The sequence below is a fragment of the Candidatus Eremiobacteraceae bacterium genome, from assembly GCA_035710745.1.
GTDB lineage: Bacteria > Vulcanimicrobiota > Vulcanimicrobiia > Eremiobacterales > Eremiobacteraceae > JANWLL01.
The window spans coordinates 212,369-233,818 of the sequence record DASTCX010000025.1 but is presented as its reverse complement, the minus strand read 5'-3'; the positions used below and the strand labels follow the sequence as shown (position 1 = coordinate 233,818).

The following is a 21,450-nucleotide window of genomic DNA, read 5'->3' as shown; positions in this document are numbered from 1 at the left end:
CTTCAAAGCTGGCACCTGGCGTCGCCAATTCGGCCTCCGCTGAAGCAAAAGCGGACCGGCGTTCCTATCGCCCGGTCTTTGCTTTACGACGTCATGGTGCGGGGCGGGTGTCCTTGAATCCTTGATTCTTAGTCTCGGTCCAGTTCTGAGTGTGGCGGAAGGATGCGCTCGACGCCCGCGGGATATGCCGAGCTCTTCTCTGCCGTCCAGCGTCGCGCAAGCACGGTGAGGTACTCGAAATCCTCCCAATCGCTATCGGAGCGGGTCGCTGCGCGGCGGATCCGGAGCAGCGGTTCGATCGCATCCCATGCGATCATGACGAGCGGCGAGTACTGCTCGACGAAGATGCGCGCATCGGTGAGGCCGTTGCGGATCATGTTGCCGATGTTCTCGAGGTTGCGTCCGACGACCAAGATGTCTTCATACAGCGAGTCGTAACGCTCGTTGTCTGCGGCGAGACCGAGATGGTAGTCGGCGACGTAACGTCTGAAGGCCGGCTCTTTCATGAGCTCGGGCACTTCTTGGCGGGCGCGCCCGACTGCCTCGAACATATCGCGATCGAGGAGGATCTGGCGCAGCGCGAGCTGGCCGCTGATCTGGTTCTGCGCCCGCAGGTGACGCAGCTGCACGAGCGCCGCGACGGCAGCCGCTGCGACAATGAGAGTCGTAGCGACCGAGGCGATCGTATTGACGAGCTCGAGGGTCACAGCCTGAGAATCCGCGCAATCCGTAGACCAATCCCGCCGCCGCCTTACCAGGCGTATAGGACGCCCACCGCGAGCGGAAGAAGCCCCGATACGGTCTCGCTCCGGAAGCGGTATCGATGAGCTATTTCTATCGCAACACGCTCGGCGCGCGGATACGTCGACGGATCTCCGCTATCCAACACTCTTTCTATCTCGACGTCAATCCGGACCATCGCGCGACCGTACTTCTGGCGGGCTCTGGCCGTAGCGGCACGACGTGGCTCGCGGACGTCATCAACTACGACAACGCCTACCGCTACATCGGCGAACCCTTCACGCGCGAGCACGTCAAGGTGGTCCGCCATTTCGCCCGGCTCCAATACATCCGGCCCGACGAAGACGGCGATGAATATTTCGATGCGGTGCGATCGATCCTCGAAGGGCGCGTCCGGTCGCCGTGGGCAGACAATTCGAACCGACGCGTCATCGCACGCAAGCGCTTGGTCAAAGACGACCGCTGCACGCTCATGCTCGCGTGGATCATCCGGCGCTTCGCGGGGATGCCGGTCGTCTACATCCGCAGACATCCGCTCGCAGTCGCGTACTCACGATGCCGGGCGCACTGGCGCGTCCGCAAACGCGACGTCTATTTCAACCAACCTGCGCTCATGACTGACCACCTGGAACCCTTTCGCGATATCATGGCCGGCGCGCGGACGGAGATCGAAGGGCACGTCGTCGACTGGTGCGTCGAGAACATCGTGCCGCAACGGCAAATGACGGACCGTGAAGCGTGTTTCGTCGACTACGAGAAGATAGTCGCCGACCGCGAGGCCGAATTCCGCCGCATCTTCACGTTCATCGGCAAGCCGTTCGACATACGTGCGCTCGAGCGATCGACGCGACGATCGGCGACGACGTTCCTCGGCAGAGATGGCCCCAAGCGCAAAGCGAGCCGCGACATGCCGTCGTGGCGCGAAGCGATGACTGCGCACGAGATACGTGGCGCAATGGAGATCGTCAAGCGCTTCGGGCTCGAGCACGTGTGCAAGGAAGACGCAGCCGTCGAAACGACGTCTGCGCGGGGCTAGCCCGCGGAGGGCGTGCCGGCGAACGACATCCGGTCATCTTCGAGCATGACGTCGAAGAGCCGCATGAAGCCGCGCTCGCGCATCCAGGGATACGTCTCGAAGAACGCTTCCTTGTCGACGTCATCCGTGCTTCGATCGAGCATGCGGCGGTTGAATTCCGAATACTTCGTCGTATCGACGCGACCGCGCAGCCACACGGCGACGTCGTCATCCGTCTTCGCCTGTGCGACGGCTTCGCGGATGGCGTCTTCCTCGACGCCGAGCCATTCCAGCAGCCGTAGGCTCATGCCGCGAACGCGATAGCTGCCCGAGACGCCGCCGGGCAGCGTCGCGCGCAGCTTGTCGATCGTGCGCGGCATCATGACGAGTCCGTCGAGCTCCAAATGCGGAGAGCGCGGCGGGGCCTTTGAAAGATCGAGCGGTTCCATGACATCGCATTTCTTCCGGGGGGAATGCCGGACCTGTGGACAATCTGCGAGCATGACCGGACGCCTCGTGCTCTGTCCGACCCCGCTCGGCAACCTCGAAGACGTGACGCTTCGCGTGCTCCGCTGTCTGCGTGAGTGCGATTTCATCTTCGCAGAGGACACGCGAGTGTCGGAAACGCTGTTGCGACGCTACGAGGTCGACAAACCGGTCCGGTCATTCCACGAGCGGGTCGAAGCGCGCAGGCTCAACGAGGCGGCGCGGATACTCAAAGACGGTAAGACGATCGCGGTCGTCACGGACGCAGGCATGCCCGGCATCTCAGATCCCGGCGTCGAACTCGTGCGTGCTGCGCGGGCGGCCGGTGCCGCCGTCGAAGTTCTACCGGGTCCGAGCGCATGCGTCAGCGCCGCCGTCCTGTCCGGCTTCGACGTCACGCGCTTCCGGTTCGAGGGCTTTCCACCGCGCTCGCCGGGCGCGAGGCGCTCACATGTCGCCGCATTCGCACGAGAGACCGCGGCCGTGATCTGGTACGAGGCACCGACGCGCGTGCGCGCACTGCTCGTCGACATCGCGAGCGAGTTGCCGGGGCGGCGCGTCTTCGTGCTGCGCGAATACACAAAGCGCTTTGAGGAGCATATCGAGGGCGACGCGGCCTCGGCGCTGCGCGTGCTGTCCGAGGAACCGCGCGGCGAGTTCGTCGTCGTGATGGACGGCGCGCCTTCGCCATCAGGCGACGCCGAGGCGGACGCACGCGCAGACGCGGCGGTCGAAATGCTCGTCGAACGCGGCGTGCGTCCGAGGCTCGCAGCCGACGCGATCGCCTCGGCGACCGGATCGAATCGCAAGCGCCTCTACGCGCTCGCGCACCGCATCGCAGGCAAGGCTTTGGACGCTCGCGAGGGCAATTGACGGCGAATGCCCCGCTATCTCATCACGAGCGCGCTGCCGTACATCAGCGACGCGAAACATCTCGGCAACCTCGTGGGTTCGATGCTGCCCGCAGACGTCTACGCGCGGTTCTTGCGGCTGCGCGGCGAGGACGTGCTCTACATCTGCGCCACCGACGAACACGGCACGCCGGCGGAGCTCGCCGCGCTCAACGCCGGGCTCGAGGTCTCCGAATACTGCCGCAAACAGCATGCAGTCCTCAAGGGATTGTGCGAAGGTTTCTTCCTCGCATTCGACCACTTCGGGCGCAGCTCGTCGCCGCAAAACCACGAGCTGACCAAGCATTTCGCCGACATGCTCGAGCGCAACGGCCTCATCGAAGAGCGCACGACCCTCCAGATGTTCTCGGTCGCCGAGAATCGCTTCTTGCCCGACCGCTACGTCGTCGGCACGTGTCCGCACTGCGGCTATACGGCCGCACGAGGCGATCAGTGTGAGAACTGCACGAACCTGCTCGAACCCGGCGATCTGATCGACCCTAGGTCTTCAGTTTCCGGCTCGACCGAGCTCGAGATGCGCGAGACGAAGCACCTGTTCTTGCGACAGTCGCTCATGACCGACCGGCTGCGCCCATGGATCGAGCAGCATGAGGATTGGCCCGTCCTCGTACGGTCGATCGCGCTCAAGTGGCTCGACGAGGGCATCAAGGACCGCTCGATCACGCGCGATCTCCACTGGGGCATCCCCGTCGACCGGCCGGGCTTCGAGAACAAGGTCTTCTACGTGTGGTTCGACGCGCCGATCGAGTACATCGGTGCGACGAAGGAGTGGTCGGACGCGCAGCCCGCAGGTCGCGACTGGAAGTCGTGGTGGGTCGACCCGGCCGATGTCCGCTACGTCCAATTCATGGCGAAAGATAACATCCCGTTCCACACGGTGACGTTCCCGGCGACGATCATGGGATCGGGCGAACCATGGAAGCTCGTCGATTTCGTCAAGGGTTTCAACTGGCTCAACTATTACGGGGGCAAGTTCTCGACGAGCGGCAAGCGCGGCGTCTTCATGGCCGATGCGCTCGAACTGCTCCCGGCGGACTACTGGCGCTATCAGCTCATGGCGAACGCGCCCGAAGGCGCGGACGCGACCTTCACTTGGGAGATCTTCGCCGACACCGTCAACAAAGATCTCGCCGACACGTTCGGCAACTTCGTCAACCGCGTCGTCAAGCTCGTCGCGATGCATTTCGACGCGAAGGTCCCCGAGTACGGCAGGGCGACGACTGAAGAGAACGATCTGCTCGAAGGGTTGCGAGAGCACGGCGGCGCGCTGACAGCATCGCTCGAATCGCTTCAATTCCGCAAAGCCGTCCAATCGCTCAAGGCGATGTGGGCGTCGGGCAACATCTATCTCGACCGGACGGCGCCGTGGAAGGCGATCAAGGCCGAGCGCGCCGCCGCCGCTCACGTGCTCGCGGTTTCGATCAACCTCATCCGCATCTTCGCGACGGCCTCGCTGCCGTTCATCCCGGACACCGGGGCCCGGGTACTGCGCGCGCTCCGCGTCGATCCCGCCTCGTCGCGCTGGCTTCCCGATGATTTCGCTGCCGAGTTGCGGCTCGCGACGACTGGTTCGCCGGTCGATGACCCAGGCGTGCTCTTCAAGAAAGTGTTGCCCGAAGACGTCGCCGCGTGGTCCTCGCGCTTCGCGGGCAGCGAGCGCCGTTGAACCAGCCCGTCCTCGTCGATACGCACGCGCATCTCGACGGCTCGGAATACAGTTCCGATCTCGACGATGTGCTTGCTCGTGCGGCAGCGGCGGGGGTCGGTCGCATCGTCTGCGCCGGCCAAGACGAAGCGACGAGCCGCGCGACGCTCGACCTTGCGGTGCGCTATGACGCGGTGCTGCCGGCAGTCGGAGTGCATCCGCATCTCGCATCGAGCGCGGGCGACATGAGCTGGCTCCCCGCCCTTGCGCGCGGTGCGCGCGTCGTCGCCATCGGTGAATGCGGACTCGATTACCACTACGACTTCTCGCCGCGCGACGTCCAACGCGAGGTCTTCGCGCGTCAGCTCGAGCTCGCGGGTGAGCTATCGAAGCCGACGATCATCCATTGCCGCGAATCGGAAGACGACCTCGTCGAGCACTTGCGGCGCTATTACGCGCGAGACCGGCGCGCCGTCGTCCACTGTTTCACCGGCGCGTACGATTTCGGCAAAGCGCTGATCGACGAATTCGACGTCTATCTCGGGATCGGCGGCGCGGTCACATTCAAGAAGGCAGAAGCGCTGCACGACGCGGCGGCGCGGCTGCCCCTTGAACGCCTCGTCCTCGAGACTGATTGTCCGTACATGACGCCGGCGCCGCACCGCGGAAAACGCAACGAGCCGGCATACATCGCGTTGACGTGTGCGCGGCTCGCCGAATTGCGCGGCGTAAGCGTCAACGCGATCGCGCAAGCGACGGCCTCGAACGCGCGCCGGCTATTCCCGACGCTTTGAGCCGTCGATCAATTCGGCTAGGCGCTTTTGTAGCGGTCGAGCTTTAGCTCGACCGGTGACGGGCCTTCAATCGTAAGACCGCGGCGGTCGACCATGAAGGTCGACCGCTCCATTTTAGCGTTGACTGGCTAGCCGAACGTCTTCGTCTCTTCTCTATAGTACGCGCGGATCGCGACAAATAAGAACACCACGGTGTAGCCCGCGAGCCAGGCCAGGGTCGTCGCGAGCGGCTCGGTCGGCGGAGCGAGCGTCGACCGCGCGAGCACGCCGAAATGATACGCGGGCAGGTAGATCGCGATCGTGCGGATCCAGGCCGGCAACACGCCGATCGGGATGAAGAGTCCCGAGGCGAATGACATCGGCAGACTTATCATCTGAAGGATCGCCACCGCAGACGTCGGCCCGGCGAGGTATCCGACCGCGAACCCGAGCGTGATGAACGGGAAGACGCCGGCCAGCAGACGGACGCCGAGCGTCAGCCATGCGATTGCCGCGAGATGGATACCGCCGGCGATCGCGCCGAATGCGAGCAGCGCGCCGACGGCGATGGCTGCGAAGGCGAGGGTCGCGATCGCTTTGCCGCCCAGATAGGCGATCGGCGGAAGCGGGGTCGCTCGCATCAGGACCGTCGTCTTCTCGCCGCGGTCGTTCGCGACGGTGATGCCGAACGAGAACATCGCGACGTTGATGACGGAATAGGCGCCGAACGATGCGAGCGCGTACACGGCGATCGACACGCCGTTCACCATTTCGTGCGCGAACGGCAACCCGAACAGCGCGTAGAACATGATCGGGAAGATGATCGACGGCACGCTGAAAGCCGGTACGCGGATGAGGCGGAGGAACTCAGATCGCGCCTGCGCGACGGTGATCTGACCGATCGGCGCGAGCTCTCGCGTCGCCGCCATCGTCATCGGCCCCGCGCGGTCAGGCCGACGACCGCCTCTTCGAGCGTCGCGCCCGCGACCTCGAGGTTCCGGATGGCGCACCCACGTGCGAAGAGCTTGCCTAGCACCGCTTCGGGTTCGGACGTGACCAATTCGACGCGCGGTCCGCTCGACACGACCCGGGCGATCGGCAGGCCTTGGAGGTCGAGAACGCCGTCGGTCTCGAACGAGACGCGTTTGTTGCGCACGCTCGACTTGAGCGCCGCCGGCGAAGCATCCGCGACGATGCGGCCGGCGTTGATGACGACGATGCGGTCGGCGATCGCGTCCGCTTCTTCGAGGTAGTGCGTCGTCAGCAGCAGCGTCCGGCCGCCCGAGACGAATTGTCGAAGATGCGCCCAGAACGACCGACGCGCCTCCACGTCGAGACCGACGGTCGGCTCGTCCAAGAAGAGCGCTTCGGGATCGCCGCAGACGGCGAGCGCGAAATAGAGCCGCTGCAGCTGACCGCCGGAAAGCGTCACGAGCATGGCCGTCGCTTTGTCGGCAAGCCCGGCGATCTCGAGCGCTTTCGCGCGATCGATCGGATGCGGATAGTACGATCGGAAGAGATCGACGACTTCACCGACCCGAAGGAAGTTCGGCAGCCCCGATCCTTGAAGCATGACGCCGGTGCGCGAGCGCGCACGCCGGTCGCGCGGATCCATGCCGAAGGTGCGCGTCGAGCCTTCGTTCGCCTTGCGCAAGCCGAGTACGAGCGACACGAGCGTCGTCTTGCCTGCGCCGTTCGGTCCGAGGAGCGCGACGACTTCGCCGCGGCTCAGCCGCAAGTCGACGCGATCGAGTGCGAGCGTCGCGCCGAAACGCTTTGAGGCATGTTCGACTTCGACGACCGTCTCCATCGCCGCGTACGTTCAAGGGTTGGGGCGCTAGTCGCCTCTTAGAGTCAGCCGATCCGTTGGGCACCAGACCAGCGGCGATCGAAGTCGGCGCGCAGCGACGACCCGCCGTCGATGAAGTCACCGCGCGGGGCGACCACGCCGACCTCGTACGACTCGTCGATACCGTTGCGGGTGAGGTTCGCCGAACCGACATACGTGCATTCGCCGTCGTCGACGAGCTTCTCGTGCATGTAACCTGCGCTCGGAGCGCGCACGTCGACGCCGGCACCGGTCAGCCGCTTCAACATCTCGCTGGCGCTGCGTGATGCCGGTTGTCCGATGAGAACGCGATCGTGGCGGCCGGCATGCGCGCGGTGGACGAGCCAAGCGACCGTGCGCCAGTCCGAGAGATCTTCGCTCGCGACGCGAAGATCGCGCGGCGAAGCGAAGAGGACCCGGAGCGCGTCGCGCAAGTGCGGATGAACGGGATCGCCCGACGCAGCATCGTCGATCTCGCGCAAGACCGCGCGCACGTCGAGGCGGTCGCGATCCTCGATCGCGACTTCGCCCGGCGCGTCGAAGCCTGTCGGCGTCGCGTTCGCGGTCGCGACGAATGCGATGCGGTGATCGACGACAGCGGCCTTTCCATGGACGAGCGCATGCGGCCGCCGCGAGATGACGACGTCGATCTCATCGTCGAGCGCGCCGCGGATGACGGCATCTGCGGGTTCGACAGCCCGCGGCCCACGATAGCGATGCGTGTCGCCTTCGAGCGTGACGCGCACTCGGACACCGCGTCGTGCGGCATCGTTGAGTCGAGCGACGACCTCGCTGTCGCCGATGCTGTAGAATTCCGCATCGATCGACGTCCGCGCGCTGTCGAACGCCTCGCATAACACAGCGCGCGCGTCCGAGCCGATGTGCACTGAAAGTCGTGACATGCCCGCTAGTCACGCGCGCTGCGACGCGTGTCTACGACCCGCGCGCGGCCGGCCTTTCAACGCCAGGAATAGCCTTTAGGCCGCACCAATTGGTGACGAATGGACAAAGGCGGCGGCGTCCGCGAGATGTTCGGGCGGATCGCCGGTCGGTACGACCTCGTCAATACGGTGATGACCGGCGGAATCGACGCCGTCTGGCGCCGCAAAGCGGTCGCGTGCCTCGATATCTCTCGCGACGCCCGCCTCATCGACCTCTGCTGCGGCACCGGTGCGTTGACGCGAGATCTCGCGGCTCGAACGAGCACCGGCAGCGTCATCGGGGTCGACTTCACGCCGCAGATGCTCGAGATCGCTCGCGCGCATACGAGTGCGACGAACGTCGAGTACAACGAGGGCGACGTCCTTCATCTGCCCTTCGCCGACGCATCGTTCGACGGCGCGACGATGGGTTTTTCGATGCGCAACGTCGTCGACATCGGCGCTTGCCTGCGAGAGATCGCTCGCGTCCTCAAGCCGGGTGCGTCGTTCGTTAACCTCGAAGTGAGCAAGCCGCGCAACCCGCTCATGCGGCGCGCGTTCTACGCGTACTTCTACGGCATGGTGCCGCTGATCGGTCGCATCATCGGCGGCGATGCCGCCGCGTATCGCTACCTGCCGCAGTCGCTCGTCAACTTTCCCGACGCCGACGCGCTCGCCGCGCTGTTCGAAACGAATGGGTTCGCTGCCGTCCGCTTCGTGCCGCTCATGGGCGGCGTCGCGGCGCTGCACGTCGGCACGAAAGCGAAAGCGCCGGTCGCACCGCCCGCACGCGCGCCCGAAGCGGTAGCACCGTGATCGAGACGAGCGCGCGTGCGACGATCGCGACGGTCATCGAGGAATTCGTCCGCGAGGAGCTCTCGGCGGAGAACGCGCACATCGCCGCTGCCGTCGCAGAGATGCTCGATGCCGGCGGCAAGCATCTGCGGCCGCGCATCACGATGCTCTCGAGCCGGGCGTGCGAGTCCGGCGCGACCGAAGATGCGGTCCTCGCCGCATACATGGAGATGATCCACGTCGCGACGCTCATCCACGATGACGTCGTCGACAACGCAGACGTGCGGCGCGGCGTGCGGTCGACGAACCGTGCGTTCGGCAATCGCTTCTCGGTTCTCGCCGGCGACTATCTTTTTTCATGGGTGTTCAAGAAGGTCACCCAGTCGTATCCGCAGCCGGTGCCGACGATCCTCGCGGCGATGCTCGCCGAGATCTGCAACGGCGAGGTGCGCCAGCTGCGCGCGGAAGGGAAGGCAGATCTGCCCGAGTCCGCGTACGCGGAGATCATCGGCAAGAAGACCGCCGAACTGTTCGCCGCGTGCGCCGAATGCGGCGCCATCGTCGCAGTCGCGGCGAAGCGGGGGCACGGCGGCGCCGACGTCCGCGACATGCAGCGCGTGAAGGCGCTGCGCGCATACGGCTGGTCGTTCGGCATGGCGTTCCAGGTGCGCGACGATCTGCTCGACGCGATCGCCGATGAGAACGCCCTCGGCAAACCGGCCGGTTCGGACCTCCGCGAGAAGAAAGTGACGCTGCCGCTCATCAACGCGCTACGTTCAGGCGGACCGCCGGTACGCGCCGCGGTCGATAGGCTGTTCGCGCACGACGACGCGGGTGCGCCCGAAGCTGAAAACGACCTCGCGGCGGTCGTCGAGGCGATCCGCAACGGCCGAGCTGTCGAGCTGACGACTGCGTCGATCGAACGCTACGCGAGCGCCGCCGAGACCGCCCTCCTCGCTCTCGCGCCGTCCGAGGCGCGCGACGAACTCTCCGCGCTCGCGCGCTCGTTGACGGAAATCGGACGACCGTGAAGGTCGAGCGCTCCAGCGGCGCTGAAAGGGAAGAACAGCCATGACGCCATTTTTCGCCATCATCGACGCTCCGATCATCATAATCATCGTGGGACTCGGCGTCTTGCTGTTCGGCGCGGACAAGATCCCGAAGCTCGCTCGCTCGATGGGTGAGGCGAGAAAAGAATTCGAAGCGGGTTCGCGCGGACAAAACGCGCCGCAGCCGCCCCAAGACCAGACTCAGCCGCCCGCGGCGCCGCCGGCCGCTCCGACTTCACAGCCGCCGCAGCAATAGACGCCGGCTGCTCCAGCCGCCCTAGAGCTTAAATGACGACCGCGACCGTGCCGCCCTCCAAGCCCGGGCCACCTCCGTTGCGCCCGCCGGGCGACGATGTCGAGATGACGTTCACCGAGCATCTCGCCGAGCTTCGAACGCGCCTGCTCATCGCGATCGCCGCGGTCGGCGTCGCATCGCTCGTCGCATTTCCACTCATGCCCGCGTTCCTCGGGTTTGTCGAGCGCTATTTCCTCGCGGGCATCCAGCTGCACGTGTTCTCGCCGGCGGAGACGATCCGCGTCTACATCAAGCTGTCGCTGCTCATCGGAGTCGTCGTCGCGATGCCCGTCGTGCTCTACGAGGTCTATGCTTTCGTCGCGCCGGCGCTCGACCGACGCTTGCGCACGCGCGTGCCCTTGTACGTACTGCTCTCGTTTCTCATGTCCGCCGCCGGCATCGCCTTCTGCGGTTTCGTCGTCCTGCCGTTCGTGCTGCACGCGCTCATGCAGCTCAACCAATCCGCCGGCCTCGTCGACACGTATCAACTAGAGCCGACGGTCGGCTTCATCACGCTCATGCTCGGGATATTCGCGGTCATGTTCCAGCTGCCGATCCTGGCGGCCATCCTCGCGAGCGTCGGCATCATCAACGCGAAGATGCTCACCGACAAATGGCGCCATGCGACGCTCGTCATCTTCATCGCCGCGGGCATAGCAGCGCCTGACGGCAACCCCATGACGATGGCGCTGCTCGCACTTCCGCTGCTCGCGCTCTACGTGTTGAGCGTCGCTGTCGTGCGCATCGCGCAGCCGAAGCTCCCGAGGATAGCGTGAAGACCGCCGTTGCGAAGCGGACGTTCGTCGACGAGCTGCTCGACGTCTTGAGCAACGTGCTTTTTCCGGTCGTCGTGTTCCTGATCTGGGCGGTGATGACGACGATCGGCACGATCGTCGACCAGAACGACGATCCGCAGCACTACTACGACATGTATCCGGCTGCGGTCGCGAATCTCATCTTGCGCCTCCATCTCGATACCGTGCTCCATTCGATCCCGTACTTCTCGCTCATCGTGCTCTTGCTCGTGTCGATGACCGTGTGCACTTTCCGGCGCGTCATCCCGAAGCGCTTTCCGAAGGATCGCGCGGTGATGATCGAAGCGTTCGGATTGCACGGAAGCGCGCCGTCGCGAGCCGGAGACGCGACCGTCGAGCGAACCGAGCAGTTCTTACGTAAGCGCGGGTTCGCGTTACGATCGCTCGACGTCGACGGTACGCGCTGGCTCTTCGGCGACAAGAATAAGTGGGCGCGATACGGCGTTCTCGTCGCGCACCTCGGGTTCGCGATCATCGCATTCGGCGTGTTCCTCGGGTGGCTCGCCGGTTTCAAAGGCGAACTGCAGATCTTCGACGGCGCGACGTCCGCGGTAGAGCAGCAACGGGGCCTCGCGGTCCATCTCGACAAGTTCACCGCCACGTTCCAGCCCGTCGAGACGCCGAGCGGCACGTTCTATCAAGCGTCGAAGTTCGAGTCCGACGTGGGCGTCATCGAAGACGGTGTGACGACCAAGACCGACATCATCGTCAACCATCCGTTCCAGACGAAGTCGGGCGTCTATTTCTACCAGGCGTCGTACGGCTTCGGCGGCCGCATCGACCTGACGCGCAACGGCAAACCTATCAGCCTCTCAGGCGCGGGGCGGCTCATGCCGGGCGATCAGGTGTTCTTGCCGGGCACGAGCCGCGAGATCGACTACGTCACGCTGCTCGGACCATCGGATCCGTCGCAGGTCCCCCTCGGCGTGCCGCTGCCGAAGACCGACGAGTACGCGATGTGGGTCATCCACGACAACGTGCCGACGACATCGCGGCCGCTTCTCGTACCCATCGGCAAGACCGTCGACGTCGGCGACGGCTATTCTCTCACGGCACGTCCGCCGATCGCGTGGACTGGCTTGACCTATCGTCGCGATCCGGGTGAGGGCTTCGTCGGACTCGGCGCGGCGGTGCTCGTCACGGGCTTCGTCATGGCTCTCTTCTTCGTTCCGATCAAGCTGTACGTGCGGACGCGTCGCGACGCGCGCGGGCCGGTCGTCGACGTCGCTGCGACGACGACGAAGGGCAACACGATTTACGAGGGTGAATTCAAACAACTGCTCGACGGGCTCGGGCGGACGCTCGAGACCGGCGATGACGAACCCGCGCAAGATGCGGTGGAGACGGCGTATGCCTGATTACTCGCAATACAACACGAACGCTCAAGGGCTCGCGGACGCGCACGTCGCGGCATACATGGCGTGGTATCACGTCGCGATCGTTCTCTACGTGCTCGCGGCCGCCGTGTTTGTCGCGTACTGGTTCTTCCGCAACCGCCCGACCGCCGCCGGCGGCGCGATCCTAGCGGCCGCCGGTCTCGGTTGCCAGGTGGCGAGCCTCGGCATCCGCTGGGTATACAGCGGCCACGTGCCGTGGAACGACCTCTACGGATCGTTGTCGGTCGTCGCGCTGCTCTCGGTCGCGCTCTTCCTCATCTTCGGGTGGCGATTCAATATCTGGTTCGCCGGGCCGATCGTCCTTTCGGTCACCGATGCGCTGCTCGCCTACGGTCAGGGGTGGAACAAGGGACTCGAGCCGCTTGTCCCCTCGCTGCAGAACAACTATTGGATCTACTACCACGTCCCCGTCGTGCTCGCCGCGTATGCTGCCTTCCTCATCGGTTTCTCCACGAGCATCCTTTATCTATTGAAGAAGCACGACGAAGACAGTGCCCTCGCGGGGGCCGGGAAGTCCGTCGGGGCCGCCGTCGCAGCGGCCCGCCCCGCGTGGCTCGATTGGCTCGACCTCGTGCCGGCATCGGGTGCGCTCGAGGTCATCACGTATCGCGTCATCGCCATCGGCGAGATATTGCTGACTGTCGGGATCATTCTCGGATCGCTATGGGCGCACGACGCGTGGGGCAGCTACTGGCAGAACGATCCGAAGGAACTCGCGGCGCTGACGTGCTGGATCTGGTACGCCGCCTACCTCCACTTGCACACGCGCCCGTCGTTCCGCGGCACGCGTCTCGCGTGGATGTCGATCGCGGGATTCGGCGTCGTGTTGTTCTGCTATTTCGGCGTCAATATCTGGATCAGCGGCCTGCACTCATACAAATAGACGCCGACGCACCTACGCCGCTCTGTTCGGCGCCTTTCGGCGCCTCACAAGCCCCGCTTTTGGCCCCCTCGCGGGTGCGCCGGCAGCGGCTTATATGAGCAAGCGCACGCCCCGAGGGTGCCGCTCTAAGCGGGTGTTCTGAGACGGCGAAAGCCGTCGAAGACAGCGGCGGAAGGTAAATATTTCCCGATTAGCCGCGTGCCCGCGAGAGCGACACTCTCGGGGCAAGCGCATCGTCAGTGAATCGTGATCGACTTGTCGTAGGTCACGAGCCACAGGGTCGGCGTCTTTTCGACGAGCGCAAGTTTGATGCCGCGGTCCGTCAGATCGGTGTACGCATCCGGTGATACCACGCACACGGCGGGTTGCGGCGTCGCGAAGTAGCGGCGCGGGGGGACATCGTCGGTGTTGTGTCCGACGCTCGTGATGGGCGGGCCGTTCGTGTAGTAGTCCAAGGAAAAACCTTGATGGACGCCATCGAAGCAGATGCGCTCGCCCGGACGCCAGACACGCATGACATCGGCGGACATCGCTTTCATCGGCTTGGCAGTCGCCTCGATCTGCGGGAGAATCGAGAAGACGACGACGCCGATAAACGCCGCCATCATCGTGCTGAGTCCGAGCGGCGCGATCCACGGTCGGTCGAGGCGTATAGCCAGCACGAAGGTTAACACCGCGATCGGCACGATGAGCCAGCCTAAGAGCGCAAGCGACGGGCTGAGGGTAACCATCAATCCGCTCGCGTGCGCATGGCCGTAGAAGTACACACCGGCGGCAAGCACGACTACAGCCGCGATGAGCGCGAAGAGCGCCCCGCGCAACGACCGCATCGAGCGCTGCGCGATCGCGTTGGCGATCGTCTCGCCGGTCATGATCGACAGCGCGGGGAATGACGCCTCGATATAGTTCGGCAGCTTCGTCTGCGCTATGGAGAAGAAGACGAACGGCACGACCGCGGCTGCTATGAGGAATTTTCCGTCCTCGCCTCCCGAGCGCCACGCGCGTGCGAGCGCTTGCGGAACGAACGCGATGAACGGGAAGAAGCCGACGATGAGGATCGGAACGTAATAGTAGATGGGGCCCGGCTGATTCTCGTACGGGGAAAGGAAACGGCTGACGTTCGAGAGCCCGAAGTATGCGTATAAGAAGTGCGGTCCGCGCGCCGCTGTCTCAGCTGCGAACCACGCACCCGCGATGACGACGTACAGGGAGATCGCGCCGAGCCACGGCAGACCGGCGAAAGATTTCCAGCTGCGCGTCCACGCCGCCCATGCGATGAGCGTGAGCCCCGGAAGGACGAGCGCGACCGGGCCTTTGATGAGCGTGCCGAGCGCGGTCGCGATCGCCGCGATCCACAGCGCTTTCGAGTCGCTATCGCGCAGCGCGAACCAGCCCCAGAACGTCGAGACCGTCATCGCGCAAACGAGCATCGTGTCTTGGATCGCCAGGCGCGACATGACGAGGAACTCGAGCCCGACCCCGAGGGCGAGCGCGGCGACAATGCCTGTGGTCTCGCCGTAGAGCCTTCGACCGGCAAGATAGATCGCGTATCCGCTCGCGACGCCGAAGACCGCGGATGGAAATCGAAGCGCGAATTCGGTGAGGCCGAAGATCTTCGCCGAAAGCGCCGCCGTCCAGAACCAGAGCGGCGGATGGACGTACCAAGGTTGCAGATCTTTGTGGAGCGTCAGCCAGTCGCCCGACCGGAGCATCTCCTTCACGATCTCGCCGTACTGAGGCTCGCTGTTATCCCACAGACTCCCCGCGCCCAACCGCACCGAATAGAGCGCGGCTAAGAACGCGAGCGTCAGAAAAACGAAGACTTGCGAGCGCCTGTCGCTCGGCCGCGCTTCTTGCTTCACGATGCGGGCTCTTGTCGACGGGACGGAGCGAAGTCCTTTCAGTAAGTCCAACGGGGCGCGTGTGCGTGCGCGAAGAAAGGAAGCCGGACATGCAGACGATACGCATCGCCACGCGCGCAAGCCGCCTCGCGCTCATCCAGGCGCGAGCGGTCGCTGAGCCGCTCGAAGCGCTCGGACGTGCCACGCAGGTCGTCACCGTGTCGACGCGCGGCGATCGCGTCACCGATCGCAGCCTGATTCAGATCGGCGGCGACGGCGTGTTCGTCAAAGAGCTCGAAGCAGCGCTGCTCGACGGCCGTGCCGACGTCGCCGTCCATTCGATGAAGGATCTCCCGACCGACCAGTCTGCCGAACTCCGCAACGCTGCCGTGCTCGAGCGTGAGGATCCGCGTGACGTTTTGATCAGCAAGGACAACGCGTTCCGAGGACTCGCCGCGCTCCCCGCATCGGCGGTCGTCGGCACGAGCTCTCTTCGCCGGCAAGCGCTCGTCCTCGCGGCGCGACCCGACGTCGAGGTGCGCGACATCCGCGGCAACGTCGACACGCGCGTGCGAAAAGTGCTCGAAGGCGAATTCGATGCCGCGATCCTCGCGCTCGCCGGATTGCGGCGCGCCGGACTGCTCGAGACGGTCGGCGGCGGAACACCGCTCGCGCTCGGTGTCATGACGCCGCCCGCGGGCCAGGGTGCTATCTGCGCGCAGTGCCGGGCGGACGATGCGGAGATGGCGTCCTTGCTGAAGGCGCTCGATCACGCTCAAAGCGCGCGCGAGGTGACGATCGAGCGCGCCTTCTTGCGCCGCATGGGAGGCGGGTGCCTCCTGCCGATCGGTGTCAACGCAGCCGTCCGCGGATCCGATTGCACGATCGAGGCCGTCATCGCCGCGACCGACGGCAGCTCGTCCGTGCGACGAAGCGCACGCATCGACGCGGCTGACGAAGTGTCGGCCGTCGCCGCCGCCGAAGCTCTCGCCGATGAGATGCTTGAAGCCGGAGGCCGCGCGCTTGTCGATCAGTTCCGCACGATGGTCGTGAAAGGCATATGAGTTCGACGTTCGATCCCGCGAAAACGGAAAGCGTTCTCGGCGACGCAGGAGCCCTGCCCGTGCCGACGATCCGGCCGCGGCGTCTTCGCCGCACCGCCGCGATGCGTCGCCTCACCGCCGAACACCGGGTCTCCGCGTCGGATCTCGTGCAGCCGCTCTTCGTCGTGCCGGGTGAAGGCGTCGAGCGCGATATCGCCTCGATGCCGGGAGTCAAACAGTTCTCCGTCGATCGTGCGGTCGAAGAGGCGCGCGCTTGCGCGGCGTCGGGAATTCCGGCGGTCATCCTTTTCGGCATTCCGCCCGAAAAAGACGACACCGCTTCGTGGCTCGATCGTGACGACGGACCGGTGCAGCGAGCGATCCGCGCGATCAAGTCTGCCTTGCCCGAACTGCTCCTCATCGCCGACCTGTGCGGCTGCGAGTACACGTCGCACGGCCATTGCGGACTCTTGACCCCAGACGGCGAGATCGACAACGACCGGAGCGTCGCGCTCCTCGCGCGCGGCGCGCTCTCGTACGCGCAGTGCGGCGTCGACATCGTCGCGCCATCCGACATGATGGACGGCCGCGTCGCCGCCATCCGTGCGGCGCTCGACCGCGACGGGCACCTAGAAACCGCGATCATGTCGTACGCCGTGAAATACGCGTCGGCGTTCTACGGTCCGTTCCGCGAGGCAGCGGGCTCGACGCCCGCGTTCGGCGACCGGCGCACGCATCAGATGGATCCGCCGAACGCACGCGAGGCGGTGAAGGAAGCCCTGCTCGACGTCGCCGAGGGCGCCGACATCGTGCTCGTCAAGCCGGCGCTGTCGTATCTCGACGTCGTGGTTCACGTGCGTCGCGCGGTGAACGTACCGGTCGCCGTCTACAACGTGAGCGGCGAGTATTCGATGATCAAGGCGGCCGCTGCGCGCGGCTGGCTCGACGAAGAGCGGGCTGTCGACGAACTGCTCGTCTCCTGCAAACGCGCGGGCGCCTCGATCATCATCACGTATTTCGCACGGTCGGTAGCGACGCGGCTGGCGAAAGCGCAGCGGTGAGCGGCGCGTCCGCAGCGGCGCGCACGACGATCGTCCTGCTCGCGGGCGGCAGCGCCACGCGTCTGCCCGGTAAACTCTCTTTAGCTATCGAAGGCGAACCGATGCTCGTGCGCGTGTACCGTCGCCTCGTCGACGGCAGACGGCCGTGCGTCGTCAGCGCACGCGGCCCGCTCGAGCCGTCGCTCGCCGCGAAGGTCGACGCTCCCATCATCTTCGACGACCTCGCCGACGCCGGTCCGCTCGGGGCGATCGTCACCGTCGCGTCGACGCTGAGTACGCCGCTTTTCTTCGCCGCGGCGGGCGATCTGCCGGACCTCGACGCGTCGTTCGTCGATGATCTCGAAAGGGCGTACGACGCACGGCTGGGCGAGCAGCCCGAAGCGGTCGTGCCGGTATGGTCGAACGGCGATATCGAGCCGCTCGCCGCGCTCTACGCGACGTCAGCAGTCGTTCGCGCGGGATCCGTCGTGCTCGCGTCGGGTCGCAGACGCGTCAGCGCGATGATCGACTCTTTGCGCGTCCTGCGCTTCGCCGTGCGACCGCAAGATGAAGCGCGCCTCGCCAACGTGAACACCCGGCCAGACTACGAGGTGTTTCGTCCGTGACATCGATCCCGACGAGTCGATCGGAAGCCCTTCACGCCGCCGCCGTCCGTCTGACGCCCGGAGGAGTCAACTCGCCCGTGCGCGCGTTCCGTGCCGTCGGCGGCACGCCACGCTACATCGCGCGCGCGGCTGGGTCGAAGATCTACGACGTCGATGGCCGCGAGTACGTCGACTACGTGCTGTCGTGGGGGCCGATCATGCTCGGCCACGCCGCCCCGGAGATCGTCGAAGCGATCGAACGAGCCGCTCGCGACGGCACGTCGTTCGGTGCGCCTTCGCCGTACGAGGTCGACCTCGCTGCGCTCGTCATCGACGCCATCCCGGCGATCGATATGGTGCGTTTCGTCAGCTCGGGCACCGAGGCGTGCATGACCGCCATCCGGCTCGCACGCGCATGGACGAAGCGCGACAAGATCGTCAAATGCGCCGGATGTTATCACGGGCACGCCGATCCGCTGCTCGTCTCAGCCGGTTCGGGCGCGCTGACGCTCGGCATTCCCGACGCTCCCGGCGTCACGGCGGCCACAGCCGCCGACACGATCGTCGTCCCCTACAACGACGACGACAGCACGGGCGCAGCGTTCGCGAAGCACGGCGAACGGATCGCAGCGGTCATCGTCGAACCGGTCGCCGGCAACATGGGCTTCATCCCGCCGTCGCCAGGCTATCTCGAACGGCTGCGTGCGCTGACGTCGCAAGCCGGCGCGCTGCTCATCGCCGACGAGGTCATGACCGGCTTTCGCCTCCACTACGGATCGGCGCAATCGATCTACGGGATCGAAGCCGATCTCACGTGTCTGGGCAAGGTCATCGGCGCCGGCTTGCCGGTCGCGGCGATCGGCGGCAAACGCGAGATCATGGAGCGGCTCGCGCCGAGCGGCGACGTCTATCAAGCTGGAACGCTGTCAGGCAACCCGCTTGCGATGGCCGCCGGCGCCGCGCAGCTGCGCGCGCTGCGCGACGGCGACGCGTACGAACATATCGATCGAATCGGCAGCGCGCTCGTCTCCGGGCTGCGCGACACGTTCGCGAAAGCCGGCGTCCCCGCGCAGATAGATCGCATCGGCTCGATGTGGGGGTTGTTCTTCAACGCGAATCCCGTCACCGATCTTGCGTCTGCGAAAACGTCGGATACGGCGGCTTTCGCCAAGTATTTCCACGCGATGCTCGACCGCGGCGTCTACCTGGCGCCGTCGCAATACGAAGCCGCGTTCTTGTCGGCCGCGCACAGCGACGACGACGTCGAGCGCACGCTCACGGCGGCTCGCGAGTCGCTCGCAGCGATCGCGGTACGCTGATGTGACCCAGCGGCGCAAGCCGGACCGAAGACCGCCGTCGCCGTCGCGATCGCCGTCGAAACGCAAGCGTGCCTCGAGCGTCGTCGTCATCAGCCTGCCTCGCCTCTTCCTCTATCATCGAGCGCTCGAAGATGCGCTGCGCGCAGGCAAGCAGATGCTGACGTCATCAGAGCTTTCGCGCCGCGTCGGTCGCGGCATATCGTCGACGCAAGTGCGCAAGGACCTGTCGCATGTCGGCAAGATCGGCCGCCGCGGGCAAGGCTACGATGTCGTCGTCCTCGTGCGCCGGCTCGCAAGCGTCCTTGGGCTCGACCGCGACTGGCGCCTCGCGATCGTGGGTTTCGGCTATCTCGGTCACGCGCTGGCCGCCTATCTCGAGTACCGCGAAGAGAAGTTCCACATCGCCGGCATCTTCGACAACGACGAGGCGATCGTCGGCACGCAGTGGCACGGCGTGCGCATCAGTCACGTCGATGATCTCGAGCGCGTCTTGCCCGTGCTCGGCTGCAGCATCGGCATCATCACGGTGCCTGCGCCGGCCGCGCAGGCGATCGCCGACCGCCTCGTCGCGTGCGGCGTCACCGCGTTGCTGAATTTCGCGCCGGCGGCGTTGAAATTGCCGCACGGCGTCGCGCTTCGAGCCATCGATCTTGCGTCGGAATTGTCGATTCTCACCAGCCAACTGGGCTAGGGAAAGGAAATAGCCGACCAGAAGGCCGCCACGCGATCATGCCCATCGTCGTCCTCGGCCTCAGCCACAAGACAGCACCGCCCGAAGTCCGCGACCGCCACGCGTTTCCCGCGCAACGCGTGACCGAAGCGCTCGGCGCGCTGCGCGATTACTCCGGCGTCCGCGAAGCGGCGATCGTCGCGACGTGCAACCGGCTTGAGATCTATGCCGAGGTCGCCGACTTCGAGACGGGCGTCGGCGAAATCAAGGATTTCCTCACGACGTATCGCGCCATGCGCGTCGAGGATTTCGACAAGTACCTCTACACGCTGCTCGGCGCCGACGCCGTCGCCCAATTGCTCCGCGTCGCGAGCGGTCTCGATTCGATGCTCATCGGCGAAGCGGAGATCATGGCGCAGGTGAAGGGCGCACTCGCAGCGGCGCAAGCGGCCGGCACGATGGGAAGTCATCTCAACCGGCTCTTCCGCACCGCATTGCGAGCGGGCAAACGCGCGCGGACCGAAACGACCATCGGCAGCGACGTCGTCTCGCTCGGCGCCGCCACCGTGGAGCTCGCTTCGCGAAGGGTCGATCTGCGAGGCGCGTCCGCCGTCGTCGTCGGAGCCGGCAAGATGGGAACGACCGTTGCGCGGCATCTCGCCGCTCGCGGTGCCGGACGCATCGCGATCGTCAATAGGACGCTCGCTCGCGCGCAAACCATCGCGTCTGAGATCGGCGCGCGCGCACTTCCCTTCGACGCGCTCTGCGAAGCGCTCGCCGATGCCGATCTCGCGGTGACAGCGGTCGGCAGCGGGGCGCACCTCGTCACGACGGCGGATATCGCCACTGCGATGACGACAAGGCCTGGGCGCCCGCTGCTCATCGTCGACATCGGCGCGCCGCACGACGTCGATCCTGGCGCTCGTTCGATCGGCGGCGTCGACGTGCTCGAGCTCGCCGACCTGCGAGTCGTCGTCGACGAACATATCGGTGGCCGCAAAGCGGCGGTACCGGCCGTCGAAGCGATCGTCGACGAGCTGTCGCGCGAGTTCTTGCGCTGGTACCAATCGCGTGCCGCGGTGCCGCTCATCGCGAGGCTTCGCACGCGCGCCGAGCGGATCCGGACGAACGAGATCGAGAGGCTGTTCGCCAGCCGCCCGGAGCTCGACGAAGCCCAGCGTGCCGCCATCGTCCAAGCGAGCATCGGCATCATCAACAAGCTCCTCCACGAGCCGCTGACGAAGCTGCGAGAAACGGCGGCGTCCGCGACGCAGGCCGGCGATCCCGCCGATGCCCTCAACAAGCTCGTCGACCTCGCGTCGATGGAAGAGCAGATCGAGCGCCGGTTCTCCACGACCTTCGCGCCGCCGGCGCGATAA

The 21,450-nt window shown here is 65.6% G+C and carries 22 protein-coding genes; 16 read left to right on the top strand and 6 right to left on the bottom strand.

Features of this window, described 5'->3' with window-relative positions; genetic code table 11:
- Positions 1 to 128 precede the first annotated feature (128 nt).
- Positions 129 to 707, bottom strand: coding sequence for a hypothetical protein (locus tag VFO25_10705; GenBank protein ID HET9343372.1), 579 nt, complete (start codon positions 705 to 707; stop codon positions 129 to 131).
- Between the two features lie 116 nt (positions 708 to 823).
- On the opposite strand from VFO25_10705, the gene VFO25_10700 reads away from it, so the two are divergent.
- Positions 824 to 1,777 carry a sulfotransferase gene (locus VFO25_10700; protein ID HET9343371.1) on the top strand — a complete coding sequence of 318 codons (954 nt, stop codon included), beginning with the start codon at positions 824 to 826 and terminating at the stop codon, positions 1,775 to 1,777.
- Here the strand turns inward: VFO25_10700 and VFO25_10695 are convergent.
- A complete protein-coding gene (locus VFO25_10695; GenBank protein HET9343370.1) occupies positions 1,774 to 2,205 on the bottom strand; it encodes a DUF5069 domain-containing protein in 432 nt (143 codons plus the stop codon). The two genes, VFO25_10700 and VFO25_10695, sit on opposite strands and share 4 nt — an antisense overlap.
- A 52-nt stretch (positions 2,206 to 2,257) precedes the next feature.
- Between VFO25_10695 and rsmI the strand changes: the two genes are divergently transcribed.
- Genes rsmI through VFO25_10680 form a run of 3 tightly spaced genes read left to right on the top strand, consistent with a single transcriptional unit; the run spans position 2,258 to position 5,592 of the window.
- Positions 2,258 to 3,115, top strand: a complete 858-nt coding sequence (gene rsmI / locus VFO25_10690; protein ID HET9343369.1) for a 16S rRNA (cytidine(1402)-2'-O)-methyltransferase — start codon at positions 2,258 to 2,260, stop codon at positions 3,113 to 3,115.
- Between the two features lie 6 nt (positions 3,116 to 3,121).
- Positions 3,122 to 4,819, top strand: a complete 1,698-nt coding sequence (gene metG / locus VFO25_10685) for a methionine--tRNA ligase (GenBank protein ID HET9343368.1) — start codon at positions 3,122 to 3,124, stop codon at positions 4,817 to 4,819.
- The gene (locus tag VFO25_10680) at positions 4,816 to 5,592 is read left to right on the top strand and encodes a TatD family hydrolase (GenBank protein ID HET9343367.1); all 777 of its coding nucleotides are present in this window, start codon (positions 4,816 to 4,818) and stop codon (positions 5,590 to 5,592) included. The genes metG and VFO25_10680 overlap by 4 nt, the downstream gene beginning before the upstream one ends.
- Before the next feature lie 128 nt (positions 5,593 to 5,720).
- On the opposite strand, the gene VFO25_10675 is transcribed toward VFO25_10680, so the two are convergent.
- The 3 genes from VFO25_10675 to VFO25_10665 are packed head-to-tail and all read right to left on the bottom strand — an operon-like array spanning position 5,721 to position 8,301.
- On the bottom strand, positions 5,721 to 6,500 hold the full coding sequence (locus tag VFO25_10675) for an ABC transporter permease (GenBank protein ID HET9343366.1): 780 nt from the start codon (positions 6,498 to 6,500) through the stop codon (positions 5,721 to 5,723).
- Positions 6,501 to 6,502: 2 nt separating this feature from the next.
- Positions 6,503 to 7,381, bottom strand: a complete 879-nt coding sequence (locus VFO25_10670) for an ABC transporter ATP-binding protein (protein HET9343365.1) — start codon at positions 7,379 to 7,381, stop codon at positions 6,503 to 6,505.
- A 44-nt stretch (positions 7,382 to 7,425) separates the two neighbouring features.
- Positions 7,426 to 8,301 carry a phospholipase D-like domain-containing protein gene (locus VFO25_10665; protein ID HET9343364.1) on the bottom strand — a complete coding sequence of 292 codons (876 nt, stop codon included), beginning with the start codon at positions 8,299 to 8,301 and terminating at the stop codon, positions 7,426 to 7,428.
- 99 nt (positions 8,302 to 8,400) lie between these two features.
- On the opposite strand from VFO25_10665, the gene ubiE reads away from it, so the two are divergent.
- Genes ubiE through ccsB form a run of 6 tightly spaced genes read left to right on the top strand, consistent with a single transcriptional unit; the run spans position 8,401 to position 13,553 of the window.
- Complete coding sequence (gene ubiE, locus VFO25_10660; GenBank protein ID HET9343363.1) at positions 8,401 to 9,135, top strand: bifunctional demethylmenaquinone methyltransferase/2-methoxy-6-polyprenyl-1,4-benzoquinol methylase UbiE; 735 nt, start codon at positions 8,401 to 8,403, stop codon at positions 9,133 to 9,135.
- Positions 9,132 to 10,145: a polyprenyl synthetase family protein gene (locus VFO25_10655; GenBank protein HET9343362.1), complete on the top strand. Its 1,014-nt coding sequence runs from the start codon at positions 9,132 to 9,134 to the stop codon at positions 10,143 to 10,145. Before ubiE ends, VFO25_10655 begins: the two co-directional genes overlap by 4 nt.
- 40 nt (positions 10,146 to 10,185) lie before the next feature.
- Positions 10,186 to 10,419, top strand: coding sequence for a twin-arginine translocase TatA/TatE family subunit (locus tag VFO25_10650; GenBank protein ID HET9343361.1), 234 nt, complete (start codon positions 10,186 to 10,188; stop codon positions 10,417 to 10,419).
- Between the two features lie 32 nt (positions 10,420 to 10,451).
- Positions 10,452 to 11,234 carry a twin-arginine translocase subunit TatC gene (gene tatC / locus VFO25_10645; protein HET9343360.1) on the top strand — a complete coding sequence of 261 codons (783 nt, stop codon included), beginning with the start codon at positions 10,452 to 10,454 and terminating at the stop codon, positions 11,232 to 11,234.
- Entirely contained in the window at positions 11,231 to 12,631 is a 1,401-nt protein-coding gene (locus tag VFO25_10640; GenBank protein HET9343359.1) for a cytochrome c biogenesis protein ResB, read from the top strand. The genes tatC and VFO25_10640 overlap by 4 nt, the downstream gene beginning before the upstream one ends.
- Complete coding sequence (gene ccsB, locus VFO25_10635) at positions 12,624 to 13,553, top strand: c-type cytochrome biogenesis protein CcsB (GenBank protein ID HET9343358.1); 930 nt, start codon at positions 12,624 to 12,626, stop codon at positions 13,551 to 13,553. The genes VFO25_10640 and ccsB overlap by 8 nt, the downstream gene beginning before the upstream one ends.
- Before the next feature lie 236 nt (positions 13,554 to 13,789).
- Here the strand turns inward: ccsB and VFO25_10630 are convergent, their stop codons facing one another.
- Positions 13,790 to 15,415 (bottom strand): glycosyltransferase family 39 protein, encoded by a 1,626-nt coding sequence (locus tag VFO25_10630; GenBank protein HET9343357.1) that lies wholly within the window; start codon positions 15,413 to 15,415, stop codon positions 13,790 to 13,792.
- Positions 15,416 to 15,504: 89 nt separating this feature from the next.
- On the opposite strand from VFO25_10630, the gene hemC reads away from it, so the two are divergent.
- From hemC to hemA, 6 genes are read left to right on the top strand one after another with little or no spacing between them, the layout of a single operon-like run.
- Positions 15,505 to 16,458 (top strand): hydroxymethylbilane synthase, encoded by a 954-nt coding sequence (gene hemC, locus VFO25_10625; GenBank protein HET9343356.1) that lies wholly within the window; start codon positions 15,505 to 15,507, stop codon positions 16,456 to 16,458.
- Positions 16,455 to 17,498, top strand: a complete 1,044-nt coding sequence (gene hemB / locus VFO25_10620; GenBank protein HET9343355.1) for a porphobilinogen synthase — start codon at positions 16,455 to 16,457, stop codon at positions 17,496 to 17,498. The genes hemC and hemB overlap by 4 nt, the downstream gene beginning before the upstream one ends.
- Entirely contained in the window at positions 17,495 to 18,103 is a 609-nt protein-coding gene (locus tag VFO25_10615) for a molybdenum cofactor guanylyltransferase (protein ID HET9343354.1), read from the top strand. Before hemB ends, VFO25_10615 begins: the two co-directional genes overlap by 4 nt.
- Complete coding sequence (gene hemL, locus VFO25_10610; protein ID HET9343353.1) at positions 18,100 to 19,401, top strand: glutamate-1-semialdehyde 2,1-aminomutase; 1,302 nt, start codon at positions 18,100 to 18,102, stop codon at positions 19,399 to 19,401. Before VFO25_10615 ends, hemL begins: the two co-directional genes overlap by 4 nt.
- A gap of 1 nt (position 19,402) precedes the next feature.
- Positions 19,403 to 20,092: a redox-sensing transcriptional repressor Rex gene (locus VFO25_10605; GenBank protein HET9343352.1), complete on the top strand. Its 690-nt coding sequence runs from the start codon at positions 19,403 to 19,405 to the stop codon at positions 20,090 to 20,092.
- A gap of 38 nt (positions 20,093 to 20,130) precedes the next feature.
- On the top strand, positions 20,131 to 21,450 hold the full coding sequence (hemA, locus tag VFO25_10600; GenBank protein ID HET9343351.1) for a glutamyl-tRNA reductase: 1,320 nt from the start codon (positions 20,131 to 20,133) through the stop codon (positions 21,448 to 21,450).

Excerpts from the sequence above, each read along its gene's own strand:
- hemC (HET9343356.1), top strand. The coding sequence starts at position 15,505 with ATGCAGACGATACGCATCGCCACGCGCGCAAGCCGCCTCGCGCTCATC.
- VFO25_10665 (HET9343364.1), bottom strand. The coding sequence starts at position 8,301 with ATGTCACGACTTTCAGTGCACATCGGCTCGGACGCGCGCGCTGTGTTA.
- VFO25_10695 (HET9343370.1), bottom strand. The coding sequence starts at position 2,205 with ATGGAACCGCTCGATCTTTCAAAGGCCCCGCCGCGCTCTCCGCATTTG.
- VFO25_10700 (HET9343371.1), top strand. The coding sequence starts at position 824 with ATGAGCTATTTCTATCGCAACACGCTCGGCGCGCGGATACGTCGACGG.
- rsmI (HET9343369.1), top strand. The coding sequence starts at position 2,258 with ATGACCGGACGCCTCGTGCTCTGTCCGACCCCGCTCGGCAACCTCGAA.
- metG (HET9343368.1), top strand. The coding sequence starts at position 3,122 with ATGCCCCGCTATCTCATCACGAGCGCGCTGCCGTACATCAGCGACGCG.
- tatC (HET9343360.1), top strand. The coding sequence starts at position 10,452 with ATGACGACCGCGACCGTGCCGCCCTCCAAGCCCGGGCCACCTCCGTTG.
- hemA (HET9343351.1), top strand. The coding sequence starts at position 20,131 with ATGCCCATCGTCGTCCTCGGCCTCAGCCACAAGACAGCACCGCCCGAA.
- ubiE (HET9343363.1), top strand. The coding sequence starts at position 8,401 with ATGGACAAAGGCGGCGGCGTCCGCGAGATGTTCGGGCGGATCGCCGGT.
- VFO25_10650 (HET9343361.1), top strand. The coding sequence starts at position 10,186 with ATGACGCCATTTTTCGCCATCATCGACGCTCCGATCATCATAATCATC.
- hemB (HET9343355.1), top strand. The coding sequence starts at position 16,455 with ATGAGTTCGACGTTCGATCCCGCGAAAACGGAAAGCGTTCTCGGCGAC.
- VFO25_10675 (HET9343366.1), bottom strand. The coding sequence starts at position 6,500 with ATGGCGGCGACGCGAGAGCTCGCGCCGATCGGTCAGATCACCGTCGCG.
- ccsB (HET9343358.1), top strand. The coding sequence starts at position 12,624 with ATGCCTGATTACTCGCAATACAACACGAACGCTCAAGGGCTCGCGGAC.
- VFO25_10670 (HET9343365.1), bottom strand. The coding sequence starts at position 7,381 with ATGGAGACGGTCGTCGAAGTCGAACATGCCTCAAAGCGTTTCGGCGCG.